18 protein-coding genes are annotated in these 15,930 nt (G+C 49.4%); 1 reads left to right on the top strand and 17 read right to left on the bottom strand.

What is annotated here, in order from left to right; all coding sequences use genetic code 11:
* Positions 1 to 103: 103 nt before the first annotated feature.
* From LEPTO7104_RS0131420 to LEPTO7104_RS0131500, 16 genes are all read right to left on the bottom strand, one after another.
* Positions 104 to 1,303: a hypothetical protein gene (locus tag LEPTO7104_RS0131420; protein WP_017302538.1), complete on the bottom strand. Its 1,200-nt coding sequence runs from the start codon at positions 1,301 to 1,303 to the stop codon at positions 104 to 106.
* A gap of 206 nt (positions 1,304 to 1,509) precedes the next feature.
* Positions 1,510 to 1,899, bottom strand: a complete 390-nt coding sequence (locus LEPTO7104_RS40900; RefSeq protein ID WP_155524033.1) for a globin family protein — start codon at positions 1,897 to 1,899, stop codon at positions 1,510 to 1,512.
* 191 nt (positions 1,900 to 2,090) lie between these two features.
* Entirely contained in the window at positions 2,091 to 2,492 is a 402-nt protein-coding gene (locus LEPTO7104_RS0131425) for a hypothetical protein (protein WP_017302539.1), read from the bottom strand.
* A 332-nt stretch (positions 2,493 to 2,824) separates the two neighbouring features.
* A complete protein-coding gene (locus LEPTO7104_RS40910; RefSeq protein WP_155524035.1) occupies positions 2,825 to 3,019 on the bottom strand; it encodes a hypothetical protein in 195 nt (64 codons plus the stop codon).
* Positions 3,003 to 3,371 carry a hypothetical protein gene (locus tag LEPTO7104_RS0131430; protein WP_017302540.1) on the bottom strand — a complete coding sequence of 123 codons (369 nt, stop codon included), beginning with the start codon at positions 3,369 to 3,371 and terminating at the stop codon, positions 3,003 to 3,005. Before LEPTO7104_RS0131430 ends, LEPTO7104_RS40910 begins: the two co-directional genes overlap by 17 nt.
* 5 nt (positions 3,372 to 3,376) lie before the next feature.
* On the bottom strand, positions 3,377 to 3,754 hold the full coding sequence (locus LEPTO7104_RS0131435) for a hypothetical protein (protein ID WP_017302541.1): 378 nt from the start codon (positions 3,752 to 3,754) through the stop codon (positions 3,377 to 3,379).
* A 1,012-nt stretch (positions 3,755 to 4,766) separates the two neighbouring features.
* Positions 4,767 to 6,863 carry a class I SAM-dependent methyltransferase gene (locus LEPTO7104_RS0131450; RefSeq protein ID WP_155524036.1) on the bottom strand — a complete coding sequence of 699 codons (2,097 nt, stop codon included), beginning with the start codon at positions 6,861 to 6,863 and terminating at the stop codon, positions 4,767 to 4,769.
* A gap of 100 nt (positions 6,864 to 6,963) precedes the next feature.
* Complete coding sequence (gene dnaN, locus LEPTO7104_RS0131455; protein ID WP_017302544.1) at positions 6,964 to 8,130, bottom strand: DNA polymerase III subunit beta; 1,167 nt, start codon at positions 8,128 to 8,130, stop codon at positions 6,964 to 6,966.
* Positions 8,123 to 8,494: a hypothetical protein gene (locus LEPTO7104_RS0131460; RefSeq protein WP_017302545.1), complete on the bottom strand. Its 372-nt coding sequence runs from the start codon at positions 8,492 to 8,494 to the stop codon at positions 8,123 to 8,125. Before LEPTO7104_RS0131460 ends, dnaN begins: the two co-directional genes overlap by 8 nt.
* Positions 8,491 to 8,670, bottom strand: a complete 180-nt coding sequence (locus LEPTO7104_RS36465) for a hypothetical protein (protein ID WP_040697984.1) — start codon at positions 8,668 to 8,670, stop codon at positions 8,491 to 8,493. Before LEPTO7104_RS36465 ends, LEPTO7104_RS0131460 begins: the two co-directional genes overlap by 4 nt.
* Before the next feature lie 2 nt (positions 8,671 to 8,672).
* Positions 8,673 to 8,894: a hypothetical protein gene (locus LEPTO7104_RS40915; RefSeq protein ID WP_155524037.1), complete on the bottom strand. Its 222-nt coding sequence runs from the start codon at positions 8,892 to 8,894 to the stop codon at positions 8,673 to 8,675.
* Positions 8,895 to 8,948: 54 nt separating this feature from the next.
* The gene (locus LEPTO7104_RS36470; RefSeq protein ID WP_017302548.1) at positions 8,949 to 9,566 is read right to left on the bottom strand and encodes a hypothetical protein; all 618 of its coding nucleotides are present in this window, start codon (positions 9,564 to 9,566) and stop codon (positions 8,949 to 8,951) included.
* Between the two features lie 3 nt (positions 9,567 to 9,569).
* Entirely contained in the window at positions 9,570 to 9,845 is a 276-nt protein-coding gene (locus tag LEPTO7104_RS40920) for a hypothetical protein (RefSeq protein ID WP_155524038.1), read from the bottom strand.
* Complete coding sequence (locus LEPTO7104_RS40925) at positions 9,838 to 10,128, bottom strand: hypothetical protein (protein WP_155524039.1); 291 nt, start codon at positions 10,126 to 10,128, stop codon at positions 9,838 to 9,840. Before LEPTO7104_RS40925 ends, LEPTO7104_RS40920 begins: the two co-directional genes overlap by 8 nt.
* A 2-nt stretch (positions 10,129 to 10,130) precedes the next feature.
* Positions 10,131 to 10,424 carry a hypothetical protein gene (locus tag LEPTO7104_RS0131490; protein WP_017302551.1) on the bottom strand — a complete coding sequence of 98 codons (294 nt, stop codon included), beginning with the start codon at positions 10,422 to 10,424 and terminating at the stop codon, positions 10,131 to 10,133.
* Positions 10,425 to 11,537: 1,113 nt separating this feature from the next.
* Positions 11,538 to 14,270, bottom strand: coding sequence for a hypothetical protein (locus tag LEPTO7104_RS0131500; protein ID WP_155524040.1), 2,733 nt, complete (start codon positions 14,268 to 14,270; stop codon positions 11,538 to 11,540).
* A gap of 389 nt (positions 14,271 to 14,659) precedes the next feature.
* On the opposite strand from LEPTO7104_RS0131500, the gene LEPTO7104_RS0131505 reads away from it, so the two are divergent.
* Positions 14,660 to 15,355, top strand: a complete 696-nt coding sequence (locus tag LEPTO7104_RS0131505; protein ID WP_155524041.1) for a hypothetical protein — start codon at positions 14,660 to 14,662, stop codon at positions 15,353 to 15,355.
* A gap of 265 nt (positions 15,356 to 15,620) precedes the next feature.
* On the opposite strand, the gene LEPTO7104_RS0131510 is transcribed toward LEPTO7104_RS0131505, so the two are convergent.
* Positions 15,621 to 15,866, bottom strand: coding sequence for a hypothetical protein (locus LEPTO7104_RS0131510; RefSeq protein ID WP_017302555.1), 246 nt, complete (start codon positions 15,864 to 15,866; stop codon positions 15,621 to 15,623).
* Positions 15,867 to 15,930: the final 64 nt, after the last annotated feature.

Below are 15,930 nucleotides of genomic sequence, written 5' to 3' on the forward strand. Positions count from 1 at the left end.
AAAGTTAGATAGGAACAGTCTGGATAAGCTAGCTTGCGCTAACTGTTCTACGATATCAGACTGATTCTATAATTACAACTTAGTAATTCTAGAATCGTAACAATCAGTCCAGGCGCTTAACTCGGATTAAGGTGGTCTGCTTGCCCCAGCGAGTATCGTCAGCGTGAGCCTTGACCGTGGCGCGAATACGGCAAGGGCCTTCGATGAACTGCTGCATCTTGCCCTTGTTGAACCAGACCCATTTATTGCCGGTCCCGGCCTGGACTCCCTTGATAATCTCGTAGGGTCCATACATGCCATTGGGTTCAACGCTGATGTGGGTTATCACTACGTCAATATCAATCTTCTCATTGGGCACCCCAATGAAATTTGACTCCTGATTGTCCCCTGCCCGTTCGTTGGCGATCGCCTTGTACTCACGGGCCAGCATTCCAACAGCTACAGCCATTTGGCGGGGCTGAGGCGTAATCAGGCGATTGACGGCAAAGAGATGCTTTCGATACTCCCATTCATCGGCGTGGGCCAGGTCGCCTCTGATGCGCTCAGAGACATCTAACCAGCGTTGCAGAATGATTTCAGCAAACCCCTCTTCCTCGGGGGTCGGCTGGATCTTGTCTTCGTCGGCCAGCCTGTGATTAAACAGCTGGTCATTGATCAGGATGTAGGTAGGAGTTTCCAGCTCTGAGCACTGACGGGCCGCACGGAAGCCGAACCGACGGACAAAGGCCATGGTGAGTGCTGCAACCTTGAGGAAGTCAGCGGCCAACCAGGTTGCTCCTGGGGCCTCTCCCCAGTCGCCTTCCTCATCAGGCTCTTTGAGCCATTGGAGGATCTGCATGTTGAGTAGAGCTTCTGCTGGGTCATGGCCTAGGAAGTCTTTGAGGCAACTAGACCCAACCATTTTGGAACGGTCTTTGTTGTCGAGCAGAACAAAGTATTGCTTGCGGTTGCGGGCTGTATAGCAGTGCTCACACTTGAAGTATTGCTGTTCCCGGAGATACCCAAGGCGATCGCTCAGTGGGCCGGAAAGCAGGTTTCCGGCCTCAGTGCGCTCGATGAGTGCAGCAAAGCGCCAACCATCGGGAGCCTTGATCGGCTCATAGGTCAGCTCGGCGGTGCCCATCTCAACGGTGGCAATGTGAGAGCCATTGGCGTTGTAGAGCTTTTCAAAGAAGGTTTCCTTGAGCCAGATAATCTGGGGCGGTTGCAGCTTGTAGCGCTTAGCTTTCTTGGCAAAAAAGTCAAGCTTCTCTTCAATCGCTGCTTTCTTCCAAAGAGGATAGTGAATCGTGGTGGTTTCCATAAGGCGCGAGACTAAATGGATAGACAAAGTAAACGGGTCGGATATGTTGAGCGTTCAACATCTCACAGGTTCTATCGGCTAGATCCTTTGAAAGATAAATCTCCTTTCGCAACCAGCCGCTTTCTGCATCAACTGGATAGAATCGGTCCTGTTTCTTGAGTCGAAAGTCAGGGCCGATCATGTAGATTAAATCAAAGTTAGTAGAGCTAGTCATCCTTCAATTCCTTCAGCAACGAAGGTGAGTAGAAGGACAGAATATCAGTGCCAAAGATTCTGTTTTCCCGACAAACTCTTAGACATTCAGGGCATGATTTACCATAGCCTGATTGATAGTTTCCCCACTGAAAAGAGCAAGGTCTTTTGCTAACTGGCGTATAGTAGGCAGGCTGACCGCAAAGGGAAACTGCACTGGCCCTTGTAGAGCGAGCAGCGGAATTGACTAACGGATTATCAATCTTAGTCACAACATGATTGATAGCTTTAGCCCAGTCCCAGTGGTATTCATCTTTTGCCTCTGTCACTCGGGCAAGCCAAACATACAAATAGGTTTTTTCTTTCTTGCGCCGAGACGTTGGGACCATTCCATAATCAACCATCTAATGTTTCTCCAAAGTAAAGGTATTTCTTCATGTAAAGACCCGATGGCCATCCTGGCGAATGGCGATCGGGATACATGCGGTCGGCAATATGAGTAGCGTGAACAAGACTCTCTGTAGTGGTAAAAAGAGTCCAACCATTTGAAAGGCTAACAACGTAGTTCAATTGATCACTCATCGACAACAGCCAGTTAATCACCTACAGGAATCATTGCAGCTCTAATGCCGATGGCCTTAAGGTTGGTAGCCACCGCTTCACCCTGGGCCAATTCTCGACCTGTGTTATTGTCCATGCCAATATAGATTGCGTGCTTCACGCTTGATGCTTTGACCATGTAGCGCTTACCAGCAATCTGACTTGCTAGCTCAATCTTTGGCATAAGATGGACTAGCATTTGCCGCTTGTAAATGCGCTGAATCTCTTCGTCTTCCAAGTAATCTGGATGGGAGTAGAAGATCTTGACGTAAACAAATCCACATCCTGTAGGTGGAAAGTTTTCAGTTGTGTTTAATCCTTCCTGAATAGCTCTAGCAATTTCATCAATACCAGGAAGATCGGGAATGATAAGTTCTTGCTTCTGGATAATGGCCATTTGATTAGTAGTAGTAAACGTCATAAGGAATCGGTCTGTTGTCGGGAAAAGGAATAAATATGCGGTAAGCGTAAAAATGTTCTCGGTTGAAATGCTCTCTGATCGTGTAAGTGGTAGGACCAATGAATAAAGGATTCATGGGATCAGTAGCCTTATCTTGCCCGCTCACTTTAACGCAAAGATTGTGAAGCCTTTGATAATTGAGGGAAGTATTAGGTAGAGCAAAAGACTTCGCAACTCTACCTGAGCCATGTCTTGCTCTGGTAATTTTTATGTTAATTACCTGCGCAAAAACATTGGCCTCAACCTCAACAAACCCGTGGGATCTAAGATCAAGTTTCATCTTTATATACCTTGCAAACCTCTACTTCATTAGCATCATTAACACTGACTGTATCGGCAAGTTGCAAACATTCTAGAATTGGATATTTCTGAGAAACGTAGAGAATGGTTGCTTGAACTTGCTTTTCCCGTTCGATAGGATCGGTTGGCAAGGTTGCTTCGATAAAATCAAAAACGATCTTCATAGAGCCTTAGTTCCTCTTGTGCTTGCTTGATGTCGTGTTCACGGAGAATAGATTTTTCTTGCCTGTGCATTTGCTGAATCTCTCCAGCGGCTCGGGCCTGATGATAGACTCGATTGCAAATAAGGCTAGAAAGAATAGGCCAAACGCGATCGTCTTTGGCCTTGTTGAATGCTTCCCACTGAAGGGCCTGAGCCTTTGCTACAACCTGAGTAGTATTCTCCTTAAAAAATGCTGAAATCTCAGCAGGAGATTGAGGGCTGATCTGACTTTCACGAAGCAATTGAATCATTGCTTCTTCGAGGAAAGCTAGGGCATCCGGTGAGATGCTGCTAGGCTGCTTTATTTCCTGCATAGGCTTTATCCTATTTTTTCTTCGGCAAAAATAGTGTTGGCCCAGTCTTGAAATTCGTCTATAGAGATGTCATTGAGAACATCTTTGTAATACTGAAATTCCTGCTGGCTCATCTCGGTTTGCCGCATGGCAATATAAATCTTGAACATAATTGCAGAAGCCGCAGCTTTCTTGACTTGCTCTATAGACGTATCAATGACATTAGATACTTCTTTGTTGGCAGCAATAGAAAGTTCACCGCAATTTTGAATAACAAAATTCCTAATGCTTTCATCGGGCATTATCTCTGGCGTGTACCCAGTTTTGGTTAACATGTCATAGATTCCGTCTTTCAAAATGTCGTTAAAAGGAATATCAAAAGCCATCACAATTTTGTCGCTCACAATAATTCTCCTAAATTACAACTGTGTTCTAATTCTATAACGCTAGAAGAAAAGGGTAAACCCTTTAGTCAAGGTCACGTTCGACAACGCCAAGATATTCGATCTTAGCTACGTTGCAAGAGCGATAAGCTACTGTATGGTTTGTCAGTTTACAGACAAAGAAAAAAGCATCAGAGCCAAGGTATGAAAGAAGCTCTTTACCATCCATGGGTTTATTTTCTTGTGCTCTTATGAAATGCTCGTTTGTGTCGTTATTGATAGTAGTGACAACAATGTGATCGTATTTCTGAATCATGATGGTGCAAGCCCCCCTGTGGGGGCACGATACTACAGTGAAAGTTAATCTAGGCTGCGCTTACGCCATACCTGGAAAACTCCAGATACCTCAGTTGTCATGAGAGCGGCTTTTGGGTGGCTCAGTAAGGGCACGTTCTACAGGCCAGCCAGACCGATAGATCCGATTGTGAATCGTCCTCTCGTTTATTTTTGTGATACTGGCCCACTCTGCAATACATTTTGTTTGGCCTTGGTAGGTAATCATTCGGTTGCGTCGGGTATTCCTGCCCTGTTCAATGGGTGTAGCCCATCTACAGTTTCCTTTGGAATAGCCAAGATCGTTATTCTTCCTATCTAAGGTGTGCTTGTCAGTTGGAGGATCACCCATGTCCTGGTAGAATCCCTCAAAGGTTTTCCACTTATTACAGACGGTAATGCCTCGACCTCCATAGTTTGAGTATTTTTTGGCTTTAGGATTGGTGCATCGCTGGATCATGGTGTACCAGATGCAGTAAACCCTGGTGTAACACTTTCCATGTGTAGTGTGAGCGCAATCACTACATTGGCTGGTTTCCCCAGAAAGAAGGCGCGACTCTCGAACTGGTTTTATAATTTCACATTTGCACTTACAAAGTCGATACCAATGCTTGCCTTTCTTAAATCTAGGGCCAACAACTTCCCAGCGTCCAAATTCGTCGCCAAGATTAATTTCAGTTTGTGCCATAAAGTCTTCCTCCTAGGCGTTAACTGATTTTTGGAATACTTGGAAAATGCCACTAACAGAGGTTCCCTCGGCCCAACCGTGCTCTACCTCCTCATGGGTGCAAAGCTCCATGTCCATCGTGAGCAGGCTTACTCCCTTGAGAGAGAAGATCGCCAGCTGCCCACCGGGGACCAGAAATTGAACTGACTTCTCAGCGTGAACTTGGGCCTGGTTGTTGTTCTTCCCGAATGGCGGGTTGCTCACGATCAGGTCATAGGTGCCCAGGTCGTCGGGGGTGAGGTAGAGAAAGTTAGCCTTCATTACCTCAAAGCCCTTGAGCCGTAGAATCTCGGCCTGGGTGTCGGCAACCTCAACGCACATCAGGTAAGCTGGATCGCCATCCTGAATCACCTCGGCCAGCCGCCCGGTTCCGGCCTGGGGTTCGAGCACACGCTTACCCTCGAAGCTCAAGCCCTCAAGGTATTCTTGGGCAATGTGCTCTTTGGTTGGGTAAAAGTCGGTCCACTTGCGATTAGCGCCGACCAGGCTCAGCTCTAACCGGGTGGCCGGGTCAAGCTCGGGCTTGGCGGCAAGTACCTCCAGAAACTCACGGCAGGCCTGCTTGAGTTCGTAGACGGTGCCAATCTCCATGCGCTCAAGGCGCTTGATCGGCAGCATGGCATCATGGATCGACTCCCAGGCCCACCGGGCAGAATGGTTGCGCCGCTTCCACTCGGGGCAGGCCGCAAACTTCTCCAGGGCATCCCAGTCCTTACCCTTGTTCTGGAAGATCAGATAGGGAGACTTGGTGTAGTTGTACTGCTTGTGCAGCCGTTCGTAGGCGCGATGGAAACCGGCCTGTCTGGTCAGGTTGTTGTAGAGGTTGTTCAGCCAGTCCCGGCTGATAGACGGGTAGGGAAACTGGACGTACTCTACATCAGCCTCGCAAAAAGGCTGGGCCACTGCGTCGGCATGGGACCGACTCTCGGCCTGTGCCCGCCGCCACCGGGCATCACGGAACAGGGCAAAGAGTTGGTGAACCTCAGAGCCAAACCGTACCCGGTCAAGCCACTGTAGGCCACCCTGGGCTAGTCGGTCGCAGATGGCCTCCAGCGTGTCGGCAATCTGGATCTGATAGTGGCGATCGCTCAGGCACGATTCATAGATGCGGGCGCGGCGGGCCGTGTTAACCAGGTGGTCCTGGTCGATCCAGTCCTGGGCACCAGAACGGATCGACTCGGCCAGGGCTTGTAGGTGGTGGATGGCATTGAGCTGGCGTTTCTCGGCAAACTGCTCGGCAGTCTCCTCCCCGTTGCCTTGGTCAATCTCAATGAACTCCTTGGCCTTGGCCTCGTCGTAAAAGACAAAGCCTTTGCTCCACCGGGAGTAATACCCGTCGTGAGCCTTGGCACGGGCCTTGAGCTGCTTGAAAGCATCTGGCTCAACCCGATCGTCCAATCGAGCAACCCAAATATCTCGCAGCTCTTTGGTGTGCCACTCCTTATCGATCGTCCACTGTTTGCCTTCTAAGGCATCAGTGCCAATCTCCAGGCGCGAGGCACGTTCACTGATCCGCTGGGATCGGGTGCGCTCAGCTACCAGTCTCTCAAGAGTTTCTTGCTGGTCAGCAGACAAGCCTTTGACCCGACGAAGCTCTAAGTAGTCGTCAATGGTCTGAGGGTCGTTGAGACGGGCAGTATAGGCCTTCAGCTCGGCTATGTGGTCAGCCTTGCGTTGCTCATAGGCAGCGGCTAGGCCGGTCAGGTGGTCCTGGGTCCACCTATAGGCCTGTCTCTGCTCAGCCACAATTTCATGACGGGGGCCAACCCCTGAAAATGTGATGAACTGATTAGAACCATCAGATGGAATAAACTTTATGGCCAGGTTGCCAAGGGCAGTTTTGACAAAGTAGACTTTCTTTTCCCCAGACCTAGGGAAAAGGTGAAAGGTTTTGCAAATCTTCTTGACGGTCCAGGCGCGACCCATAAGCTCAGCTTTAAGGGTTTCATAGTTCTCGTAGAACCATTCCCACCATTCAGGAATTTCAGATAGCTCTACATTCCCACGACGAAGCTGAGTGACAAATTCGATCAGAGAAGACAGATCTTTTTGCTCAATAGTAGAATCCAATTTAAGTTGCTGCATGGTATTATCAATAGAGATAAAGCGTGTTGGCATGTATGTGTCAAACGGGGCTGGCAACGTAACGATTGCCAGCCTTTTTTTTGGTCTATTCACGAATCTGTATCGGCATGACCAGATAGAGAAAGTTCTGTTCAGTCAAAAACTGAAAGATGACAGGAGATGTCGCCACATTGAGCTTGATAGTCACCTTTGGCGAGTTTGAAACTTTGAGCGGTTCAATGAGATAGTTCACATTGAAGCCCATTTTCTCTATGCCAATGTGGGAGCATGGCAGCCCGGTATCGGTAGATGCGCTGGCTACTTCAGCAGCTTCAGCTTTGATGATCAAAGTTTCGCCGGAGAAGTTGAACTCAACCACATCGTTTTTATGTGCGGCAATGAGCTTGGCATACTCAAGAGCTTCCAAAAGTTTTTGTCGATCAAACTCAAGTTCATAGGCAAACTTCTTTGGAACAAGTTGGGGATAGTTAGGGTACTGCCCTTCTAGCACCCGAGACGTTAGCGTAGTTTTTAGATCTGGAAGTTTGAATGTGACGTAGGAAGAGTGCTCGGCCCATTCAATCTGGGTTGTCTCAGAACCTTGAGCAACCTGCTTGAAAGTGGTCAGGAACTTATACGGAATAGTCATCGGCCAGGTTAAATGTTCCCTGACTTCCTCATCAAAAGTGACTACAGAAAGACGATGCCCATCGGTTGCAGCCATCTCCTTGTTTAGATGAACTCCAGTCAAGACTTGTTTGGATTCATCCCTGCTAGAAAACGGATTGACCCGATCAAGAATCGCAATAAAATCCTTGGTCGGCAAGGCGATAAATTGATCGGATTCAATAGCTGGAATATAGGGATAATCCTCGGGGTCCAGGCCTCGGGTAGAGCCTTGCTGATTTGTACCCTTAATTGTTACCTCATGGTTTTCAACTTTGAGGGTCACAACTGAGTCCTTGAGCTGATTAAGGATATCAATCGCCAGAACAGGAATGGTAAATTTGCAAGGAGCCGTGGAGCTAATGACAGTGGTTTCGATCGCAATTGACGATATTTCGTTGCTTGCAAAAATGGAGCAACATGTATCCTCAATCGTTATGACAATTTCGTGCATTACCGGGCGGGAAGACTTCTTATCAATGAAGTGCTTGGCCCTGGTAAGAACGTCGAGAAAGTCAGCGCGAACAATTTCAATGTAGATCCCTGGATCAAGATCCAGGGATTCTGATGGAGACTCTAGAACAGCGGTCGTGGCTTTTTTAGGCATTACCAAATAATCCTTTAGCTGATTGCAAAAATTCGATAATCGCTTTTGCTTGGGCAGGTTTAATAGAAAGTGTTTCAGAGAAAGCCTTGATTCTCTCCTTGCGTAGATCCTTTTCTACAACAGGAGTAAGTTGTAGGGTTAGCTCACTCCTGATTTGATCCTTCTTATTTTTGATGTATATTTCATGAAGCTTTTCAAGCTCAGGCAAGGATTCGGATTCCAGAAGTATATCCGTCAGGAGTAAAGGCTTTTGGTCGCAAAGTGTCAAGAATGCGTTGCGAAATGATTGTTGCTGAGAAAGTTCTTTGAGCTGGTCTAAAACTTCCCATTCACTTAAGGCAAAGCGATCGAGTTGAGTAGTCATGGCGCTAAAGTTCGAGTCACAAGAAACGCATTGATACGATGATCTTTAGGAAAGGCTGGAAGAAAACCTTGCTTTTGATTCCATTCTTTAATGGCATCAAGATGCTCGTCAACGGCCTCTCTATCATTGCGGGCCATTGCTTCTAGCAAGTCATGAATGGTAACAAGTGGGTCCATAGTTAAACTTGAAGTAATTGAATTTGGCTGAGTCGATCATTGAGCTTTGCAGAAATGCGAGGGGCCATGTGCAGAAGATCGGGGGGCACAGGCTCACCCGAGCAGTGCAGCTCAATGGCCCGAGTAAGGGCCGCAGAGTAAGCCAACTGAAGTTGGTACATTTCGTAGTAACGCCTTGCTTCAGGATTGGCAGATAGATCGTTCAATTGGCTCAAGGCATCCATAGATAAACTCCGTGGTAGAAGATGACAAACCTGCCCCGGAGGGGCAGGGATGAACTAATCAATTAATGCAAGCTGGCCGGGGGCTGTGGGGATGATCGACGGATTTTGCCGTTCGGGCAGGGGCGGCAACCAAGCAAGACAGACCGGCCCCTTGGGAGTCATTCGCCAGTAGTTCATGCTTTGTTCAAGGTATTCACCACCGGAGAGATGGTGCATAAGAATTGGGCAAGAATCCCCGGTTTCGTGAAAGCTATCTCTGGCGCATTTAGCGCACCAATGCCCCTGGAAAATTTCGCCTTCAGTACCATTGGAAGGGCAATAGTCTTCGTCTTTGGAGGGGATATAGGCAAGATAGTTGATAGCTCTGGTCCTGGCTGCCGCCTCTTGTTCTTCGGTCGGCTTGATTCTGATCTGCCTACCAATGACAGTATTAATAATTATCTGATCGGCCTCTCCAATGTACTCACCTTTGAGGTAGACAGAATTACCGATCTTTTCATAGGGCAATCCATAATCTCGCTGGTTTAATTCTCGGCATTTCTCAGAGGCGCGATCGCCATAGTTGATGCCTTTGAGTCGAACAGGGCCAATCCGCCTAGGGTTTCCCCGTTTCGTTTGCTGCTTCAAATCACGAATATGCCAAATGTTATTGACGGTGTAAGTTTCCCACATGGCTTAAATAGAAGAAGGATTTTCGGTTGTAAAAACGCAAGTTGCATTGATCTTGTGAATTAAGTCGGCAGCTTTTTCTAGATATTGCTGTCGATCTTGAGCATCCTTAGATGCGTAGGCAGCCATAGTTAGAGCGCTTAAATATCCAAACGCTGCTGTGTAGTCAGGTTGAATAACAGAAAAGCTGGATGAATCAGGTACGACCTGGCCAGTAATGGCGGCATTCTTTCTAACTGACTGAGCACCTTGGTAATAGGAATAGCGATCGGCTTCATTCATGGTTATCACCGGGGGTAGAGTTGTCGGGGTGGTTAAGTCGATAAGACTCTTCAGCCTCATCGACAATTTGATTGAGCAGCTGTTGGCTCAGCTCGGGCATGATGTCCTGCATCTGAACGGCATAGGCATTGAGGGCCAGCCGACTTTGGTGGCCATGCTCTGCATGTGCGTCATAGCGAAGAACAAAATATCTGGCCCGTGGGTCCAGGGGAGTTCCATCAGCTTTGCTCAGCAGGTATTTGCCGTAGAGTCCAACAAGGCTTGGTGCTTCTTCAGGCGACATAGCTAGTCCTGCGCGTTAAAGGATTCGTTCATGGAGTAGTTGAGTTCGGATGCAATCTGGTCAGTTTGCTGGGTCAGGTCACGGGTGACAAACCCAGGCATGTTGAAAGCGGCCAGTGACGCATAGCGGGCATCCCGGTGATTAGCTGCGCGGATCATCTCATCGAGCCAGGGAGTGCCACTGGCCGGAACCCGGAGATGAATGGCCGCATACTCCTGGGCCGTTAGGCCAGGGGCGTAATCACGCTGACCGTCGGGAACAACAAAAGCAGGATCGTGAGGCAGAGATTTAGTCATGGGTCTAGTTCTATAGAGTTGGCAAAGGTAGGCAAGGTAGGCGCGAGGTAGCGTAGCAGGGCACAGAGCCATGGCTTACGCAGTCGATAGCCGGGGAGGGAGCACCCTGGCCCAGGCCAAAACATTGACAGGCCCAGGCCGCATCTGAAAGCCCCTCTGAGGGCAGTACGTTCCCTCGACTAGGGATTCATCATGATCGGGCCAATCAACCCATAGGATGAGCCTGTCGTTTGTCCTGGGCAGCTTCTCGCTGGGGTATTCCCAGATAGCTGCAATCTGGGCCACAGGGTTCCGGGGCATGGCCGCATGGATACTGGCCCAGGCCAAAACTTCAAAGCCCCTGTAGGGGCCAAAGGAATGGGCTGGGGCAACGGGCTTATAGATCTCCCACTGGTTAATTTCGTGGTCGTAGCTAGAAACGTAAAAGCCTTTGCTGCCGTCGTCCCATCTGAGCCAGATCAGAACGTCATGGGAGTACATCGCCTGCCCCCCATAAAATGCCCTCGGCAACGGGAGGCAGTCGCTCGACTGCCAGTAGCCAGCTATCCGGCCCAAATTGTTTCTTCGAGCTTCAGCAAGTTCCATATTCCTAGTCTACATCTTTAGTTGTAACTGGGCTAGAGGCTGGTGCAACCGTTTGGGTTGCACGGCTGGGTTGCACCTAAAAGCCTTGGCCTACAAGCACTTTAGGGATTTAGCGCGAGATTTCTTGAGATTGGTGCAACCCGTGCATCTGAGCAGGGTAACACCTGAAAGGCTTGCGCTGTCTGCCTTTCAGCCATGGTGCAACCGTGCAACCACAATTCTCTCGTTTTTAACTATTAGGGGAAACGTTAGATCTACCCGTACACCCGTACACGTACGGTGTACGGTATGTCATTGAAAAGTCCCTATATATAATTTTGTTTTTTGGTTGCACTATATATATAGAGGGTTCAAACCTTTGCCGTACAAGGGTTTCCGGTGCAACCGATTGAAAGTTGCACAGGGTTGCACGGGTTGCACCGTTTCTGAAAGCCAGTGATATCAAGGGTTTCAGGTGCAACCAAAGGGATTTCCGGGCCAAAAAAAACCGGGCTGAGTTGCCCGGTTTGTGCAAGGGGAAGGTTGGCTTCAATCGCTTGTATCCCTTATGGATAAAGCGTTTTGGATAGATTCAAAGGCGAGGGGCAGAACTTCTTTGGGCAGTACATAGGACTTAGTTGTACGGCTATGCTTCCGGCCCAGCAGCGTACTGATGGACGGTTCTGGCGAGTCAGATTGGACGTACTTACGCCATACATCTTGACTCATCACGTACCGTACAGACACGTTTGTACGCCCCCCTTGTACGGCTTTGACGATCTGTTTGAACTGAGCACGGTCGAACAGGTGCCCGTTCGCTGCAACAATTTCGTCAAAGACCGTGCTGGGGATGGCCACAGAATCGGGCTGTGTCCTGGGGGTGATCATCAGATTCCAGGGGCCAGCCTTGCCCTGCCCGATTGCATGGGTAAGCCAGTCATCGAGCAGGTTGAGTGGGTCTAGATCAAGATGGCCCTCTACCTGGGTCGGTACTACCTCGTCAAAGAGATAGGCTTCCAGGGGGGCCATCTCTTCGGTTCCGAGGATATGCCTCATAACCTGTTCGGTGGCATAGGCGACGATCGCTATGCCCTTAACCGTGCGACGGTCTACGTTCATCTCTTGGATGACTTCTCGCCAGCGGGTGATACCGGCCAGGTCAAATGGAATGTTTACGAACTCGAAGAAACTGGCCGATAGGTCATCGACCAGGGGGGCCAGATCAGACAGGTCGATCAGCTGGTCAGGCCGATCCTCTAGCCTAAAGTTAAGGTTGAGGAATCTGGCGTTGGTTGCATCGTCATCAGTGCCCAGCTTGGGGTTAGTGCAGATAGAGATAGACCGGGTAATCCGGCGATTCGTGTTCTTGGCGTTGCCTCCTTTGGCACCACCAAATGCCCTGCGGCTCAGGTCGTGAAAGTCAAACCTGAGCATCTTCTTCTCGGTCCGGTTGGAAACTGGGTCGTCAAAGAATAGGGGCAGGTTGGTGGCAATGTCCAGCAGGTCAAGCAGCTGGGCCTCTGTCTCCGGTGACTTTGGCTCATGGCCGAGCAACCGAGAGCAGATCATGGCCGCATAGCTTTTGCCGCTGCCGATGCCGCCGAACGGGTTGAGCAGCGGAAAGCTGCCGTGGACCGATAGTATTTCGTCCCGGTGTGTGGCAGCTAGGGTGAAGCCGAGCATAAAGATCAGCTGCATGAAGTAGCGATCGCTCACGGCTGGGGCCAGGGCGTCTAGAAAGTGCTTGAGTGCACCGGGCTTTTGTGCCCTGAAGCCCAGGTAGTTATCAGGCTTAACGCCCTGATAGAACCAATTGGGTGAGCAAAATTCAGGAGCCGGAGCCGGGAAGATCCAGCCTCCGTCTACCTGCTTGCCGTACCGTTTGGCAATGTTCTTGGCAGGCTGCGTCGTGAAATCTACCCCGTCGGCTTGCTCAGCAATATGGGTGAGCAGGTCCACCCGTTCCCCGGTAAATGAGATGGGTGGTCTTGCGTCAGGGAACCGATGGATTGCAGCAATCAGATCTTTAATGGTCGCCATGTCAGCCGGAGTAAGCATACCTTCAAAGGGCTTGCCCTTTTCAAGATGTACCCTGACCCAGTAAGGACAGCCTAAATCCTGCCTGTCTTCTGGGCCAGGAATTGCCGCCCCAACTACCTCGATCCGAAAGTTGGAAATTTTGGTTTTTCGTCGGTAGAGACAATTTCCAATCACGATCGGAGCATTCCAATTGTCAGCAGTCCAGTCTGATTCTATAGACTTAGAATCAGATGCGACGTTTTTACCTGACGATTTGGCAGATTTTTTGGTAGCTGGGGCCAGCTCTTTTTTTGAGCCGTGGCCAGGGCTGGGAAATGTAAAGCCATACTGCTTTGCAATCCATACCACTGTCCCAAAATTACAGGGCCTAGCTGGTGGATTTTTTGCTAGGCTCTCAGCTCTTTTTTGAAGATGCCAATCTTCGGCTGGTTGAGCCAGGGGAGAACCCTGGGCAATATCAATGGCCTTCTGCACACCAAAGGTGTGGACCAGGCCAGCTAGCAGGCGTTGGCAATCCGGGTAGGTGCCACTACCCGGTTTACCCCTGGCGGGAAAGTAGGGGGCCATAAGCCTAGCCAGTTCTTCAGGACTTAGGTTTCCCTTGCCTTCAAACCGTTTTGCGGCTTCCCTTGCCCTGTTCTCTACAGCCCTGATTCGGTTGAACTCCTTTTTCTGAAAGGCTCTAAAGCCCTCAAAGAACGATTCGTCCAACCTTGAATAGGGATTGATGTAATAAGGAGTTCTACCCTCAGCACCGTAAAATACACGGTCTGAGTTTTTACAACTCGGGTCAGGGCCAGGGAATAGAGTATGGAGATATTGATAGGCAAGAGATATATTCTCAAAGCCTTCAATGGGCCGAGGCAGTACAAAGACAATCCTAAATTTGTTATAGTCAGGCTTGCTGCTGGCACTCTCTTGAATGAGTGCCGCATGTCTTCTTATAAAGGGGTGGGCGATCGCATTCTCTAGGGTTAACTCCCCAGAGTATTCGGTGAGATATTTGTCATTCTCATCTTTTATGCGCTTACCTTCGGAATCAAGGATGTATCGAGTGTTGTCAACATCAATGGCAAGACAATCAAGATGATTGCAATATTCCCTTGCCTTACGCTTAGCTCCGCCGTCGAGCAACCCTGGCATCCAGGTGTAGCCCGCCTGGTGGTGTTCGGCCAGGGTGAAAATGTCGGTATACTCGGTAGACCAATTTGCAGGCTCGGCCAGTTCCTCGGGGAACTTCAAGGGCTTGCCCTTGATGACTCTCGTGGAGGACCAGCGGAAGTGAACAGTCTGGGGTGGGTCCGGTGGCATCGGGACCGGAGAGGAAACCGTACCTTCACGCATATTGCGCCCCCGAGCTTACCTGTTGTAATGTGATTCTCAAAAGTACATTTCCCGGTTCCCGGATTGTCGCCAAACATAGGCCGGGAGCCGGGTGCCTTTGTTGTTTCATGGTGGCACCGTTGTCAATTACAACTGTCTTAACATCATAGGACAGATGGCTCTACGATCATAGTCTCACGCTATAGACCTAGAACCCATTAAGCCAAAATTACGATATCTGTCTATAGAAATAGTCCATAGGGGTTCATTCTGCTATTCTTTAGTTTTAACTGAGGTAGATGGTAAGTGTGGGTAGTTCCGAGATTGCGGCATTGGCTGCCAGGTTCAGGGCTGTCTCAACGTCGAAAGACGGCATCAAGACATTCGTAATCGCTTTGAAGCGGGCCATGCCCGACCCGCAAGAAATGACCCAGGAAGAATTGGCAGTAGCCATTGGCATGAGCCGGTCAACGCTTGCAGCTCTACTCGATCCAAGCCGGACCCCTAAGAAAGAATCGATCCCACTGGCCGCTTACGAAAACCTAAGACGGGCACTGGAACCGATTATGCCGGGGGAGTCAGAACCCCTCTCCAGAGAGGGGTTGATCGATCTCATCCTAAAGGAGGATGGTGCAACCGTTGCCGCCGGGAAGCGATCGCTGCTCGGAGTCGAGATAGAGAAGCAGCTGCACCGGAACATGGCCAGAGAAGGCGGCAGAACCTACGAGGAGGTAGAGGCCGAGCTAGTCAAGATGCTGCAAATTCTCCCCAAAGATGGGGAGAGCATGGCAAAGGGCATGTTATCCGAAGAAGAGGCCAAGGAACGTTTGCAGGAGATGCGGTGTGGTCGATACACGCCAGAGCTTGAACTAGAAACTGCCCTCCTCGCAGCATGGTTGGAGTGCGACGAAGAGGGCAATCATGATCAGCGCTGGGTCAAATGGATATGCGGCCTAATGCCGCAAAATTATGAATGGAAGGGGGCTGGATCTAGGGGGTCATAGGTCAATAAAAATTTACGATTGTTAGCAATAACCGTCAGGTTTGAATAATAACCCACCTGTCTTTGCATCAATCTGAAGTAAGCCAGATGGGACGCAAGAGACTTTAACCCGTCGACATACCCAATATCGATCGAAAGTAAATCACCGGAATAAAGTAAGTTAATATTTGTCATCGAGTAGTGTGAAAAATGCTCTCATAATGATGACAAAAAAAGGGGATCTTGAATAAACAAGATCCCCTTTGTTCTGCAAAGAATCTGTAAGGCTAGGCTGCCTGTCCGTGATCCTGCGGAGCCACGTTCAGGCTTACAGACTCTCTCAACCTTTCCGACATAGTGGCAAGGACAGAGGCCATAACCAGCCTGCGCTGAGGGCTTAGCTCATCGAACTCTATCCGCAGTAGGGTGCGATCGGCGTCGGCCAGTGAGATAACCAGGGCGTTGACGGACAGATGGGCCATGTCCGAATCTTCAAGAACGATAGTCTGTAGTCGTCTTTGGGAAATATCCATAGTTTCACGAGTGATCTAGGGTTTACAAATTGAAAACTCTGGGTGGAAATAACTACCCTGCCCC

Origin of the sequence: Nodosilinea nodulosa PCC 7104 (genome assembly GCF_000309385.1) — a bacterium.
GTDB lineage: Bacteria > Cyanobacteriota > Cyanobacteriia > Phormidesmidales > Phormidesmidaceae > Nodosilinea > Nodosilinea nodulosa.

Coding starts and splice junctions, on each gene's coding strand:
- LEPTO7104_RS40910 (WP_155524035.1), bottom strand. CDS start 3,019: ATGAAGATCGTTTTTGATTTTATCGAAGCAACCTTGCCAACCGATCCT.
- LEPTO7104_RS40920 (WP_155524038.1), bottom strand. CDS start 9,845: ATGAATGAAGCCGATCGCTATTCCTATTACCAAGGTGCTCAGTCAGTT.
- LEPTO7104_RS0131490 (WP_017302551.1), bottom strand. CDS start 10,424: ATGACTAAATCTCTGCCTCACGATCCTGCTTTTGTTGTTCCCGACGGT.
- LEPTO7104_RS0131460 (WP_017302545.1), bottom strand. CDS start 8,494: ATGACTACTCAACTCGATCGCTTTGCCTTAAGTGAATGGGAAGTTTTA.
- LEPTO7104_RS0131430 (WP_017302540.1), bottom strand. CDS start 3,371: ATGCAGGAAATAAAGCAGCCTAGCAGCATCTCACCGGATGCCCTAGCT.
- LEPTO7104_RS40900 (WP_155524033.1), bottom strand. CDS start 1,899: ATGGTTGATTATGGAATGGTCCCAACGTCTCGGCGCAAGAAAGAAAAA.
- LEPTO7104_RS36470 (WP_017302548.1), bottom strand. CDS start 9,566: ATGTGGGAAACTTACACCGTCAATAACATTTGGCATATTCGTGATTTG.
- LEPTO7104_RS40915 (WP_155524037.1), bottom strand. CDS start 8,894: ATGGATGCCTTGAGCCAATTGAACGATCTATCTGCCAATCCTGAAGCA.
- LEPTO7104_RS36465 (WP_040697984.1), bottom strand. CDS start 8,670: ATGGACCCACTTGTTACCATTCATGACTTGCTAGAAGCAATGGCCCGC.
- LEPTO7104_RS40925 (WP_155524039.1), bottom strand. CDS start 10,128: ATGTCGCCTGAAGAAGCACCAAGCCTTGTTGGACTCTACGGCAAATAC.
- dnaN (WP_017302544.1), bottom strand. CDS start 8,130: ATGCCTAAAAAAGCCACGACCGCTGTTCTAGAGTCTCCATCAGAATCC.
- LEPTO7104_RS0131425 (WP_017302539.1), bottom strand. CDS start 2,492: ATGGCCATTATCCAGAAGCAAGAACTTATCATTCCCGATCTTCCTGGT.
- LEPTO7104_RS0131510 (WP_017302555.1), bottom strand. CDS start 15,866: ATGGATATTTCCCAAAGACGACTACAGACTATCGTTCTTGAAGATTCG.
- LEPTO7104_RS0131420 (WP_017302538.1), bottom strand. CDS start 1,303: ATGGAAACCACCACGATTCACTATCCTCTTTGGAAGAAAGCAGCGATT.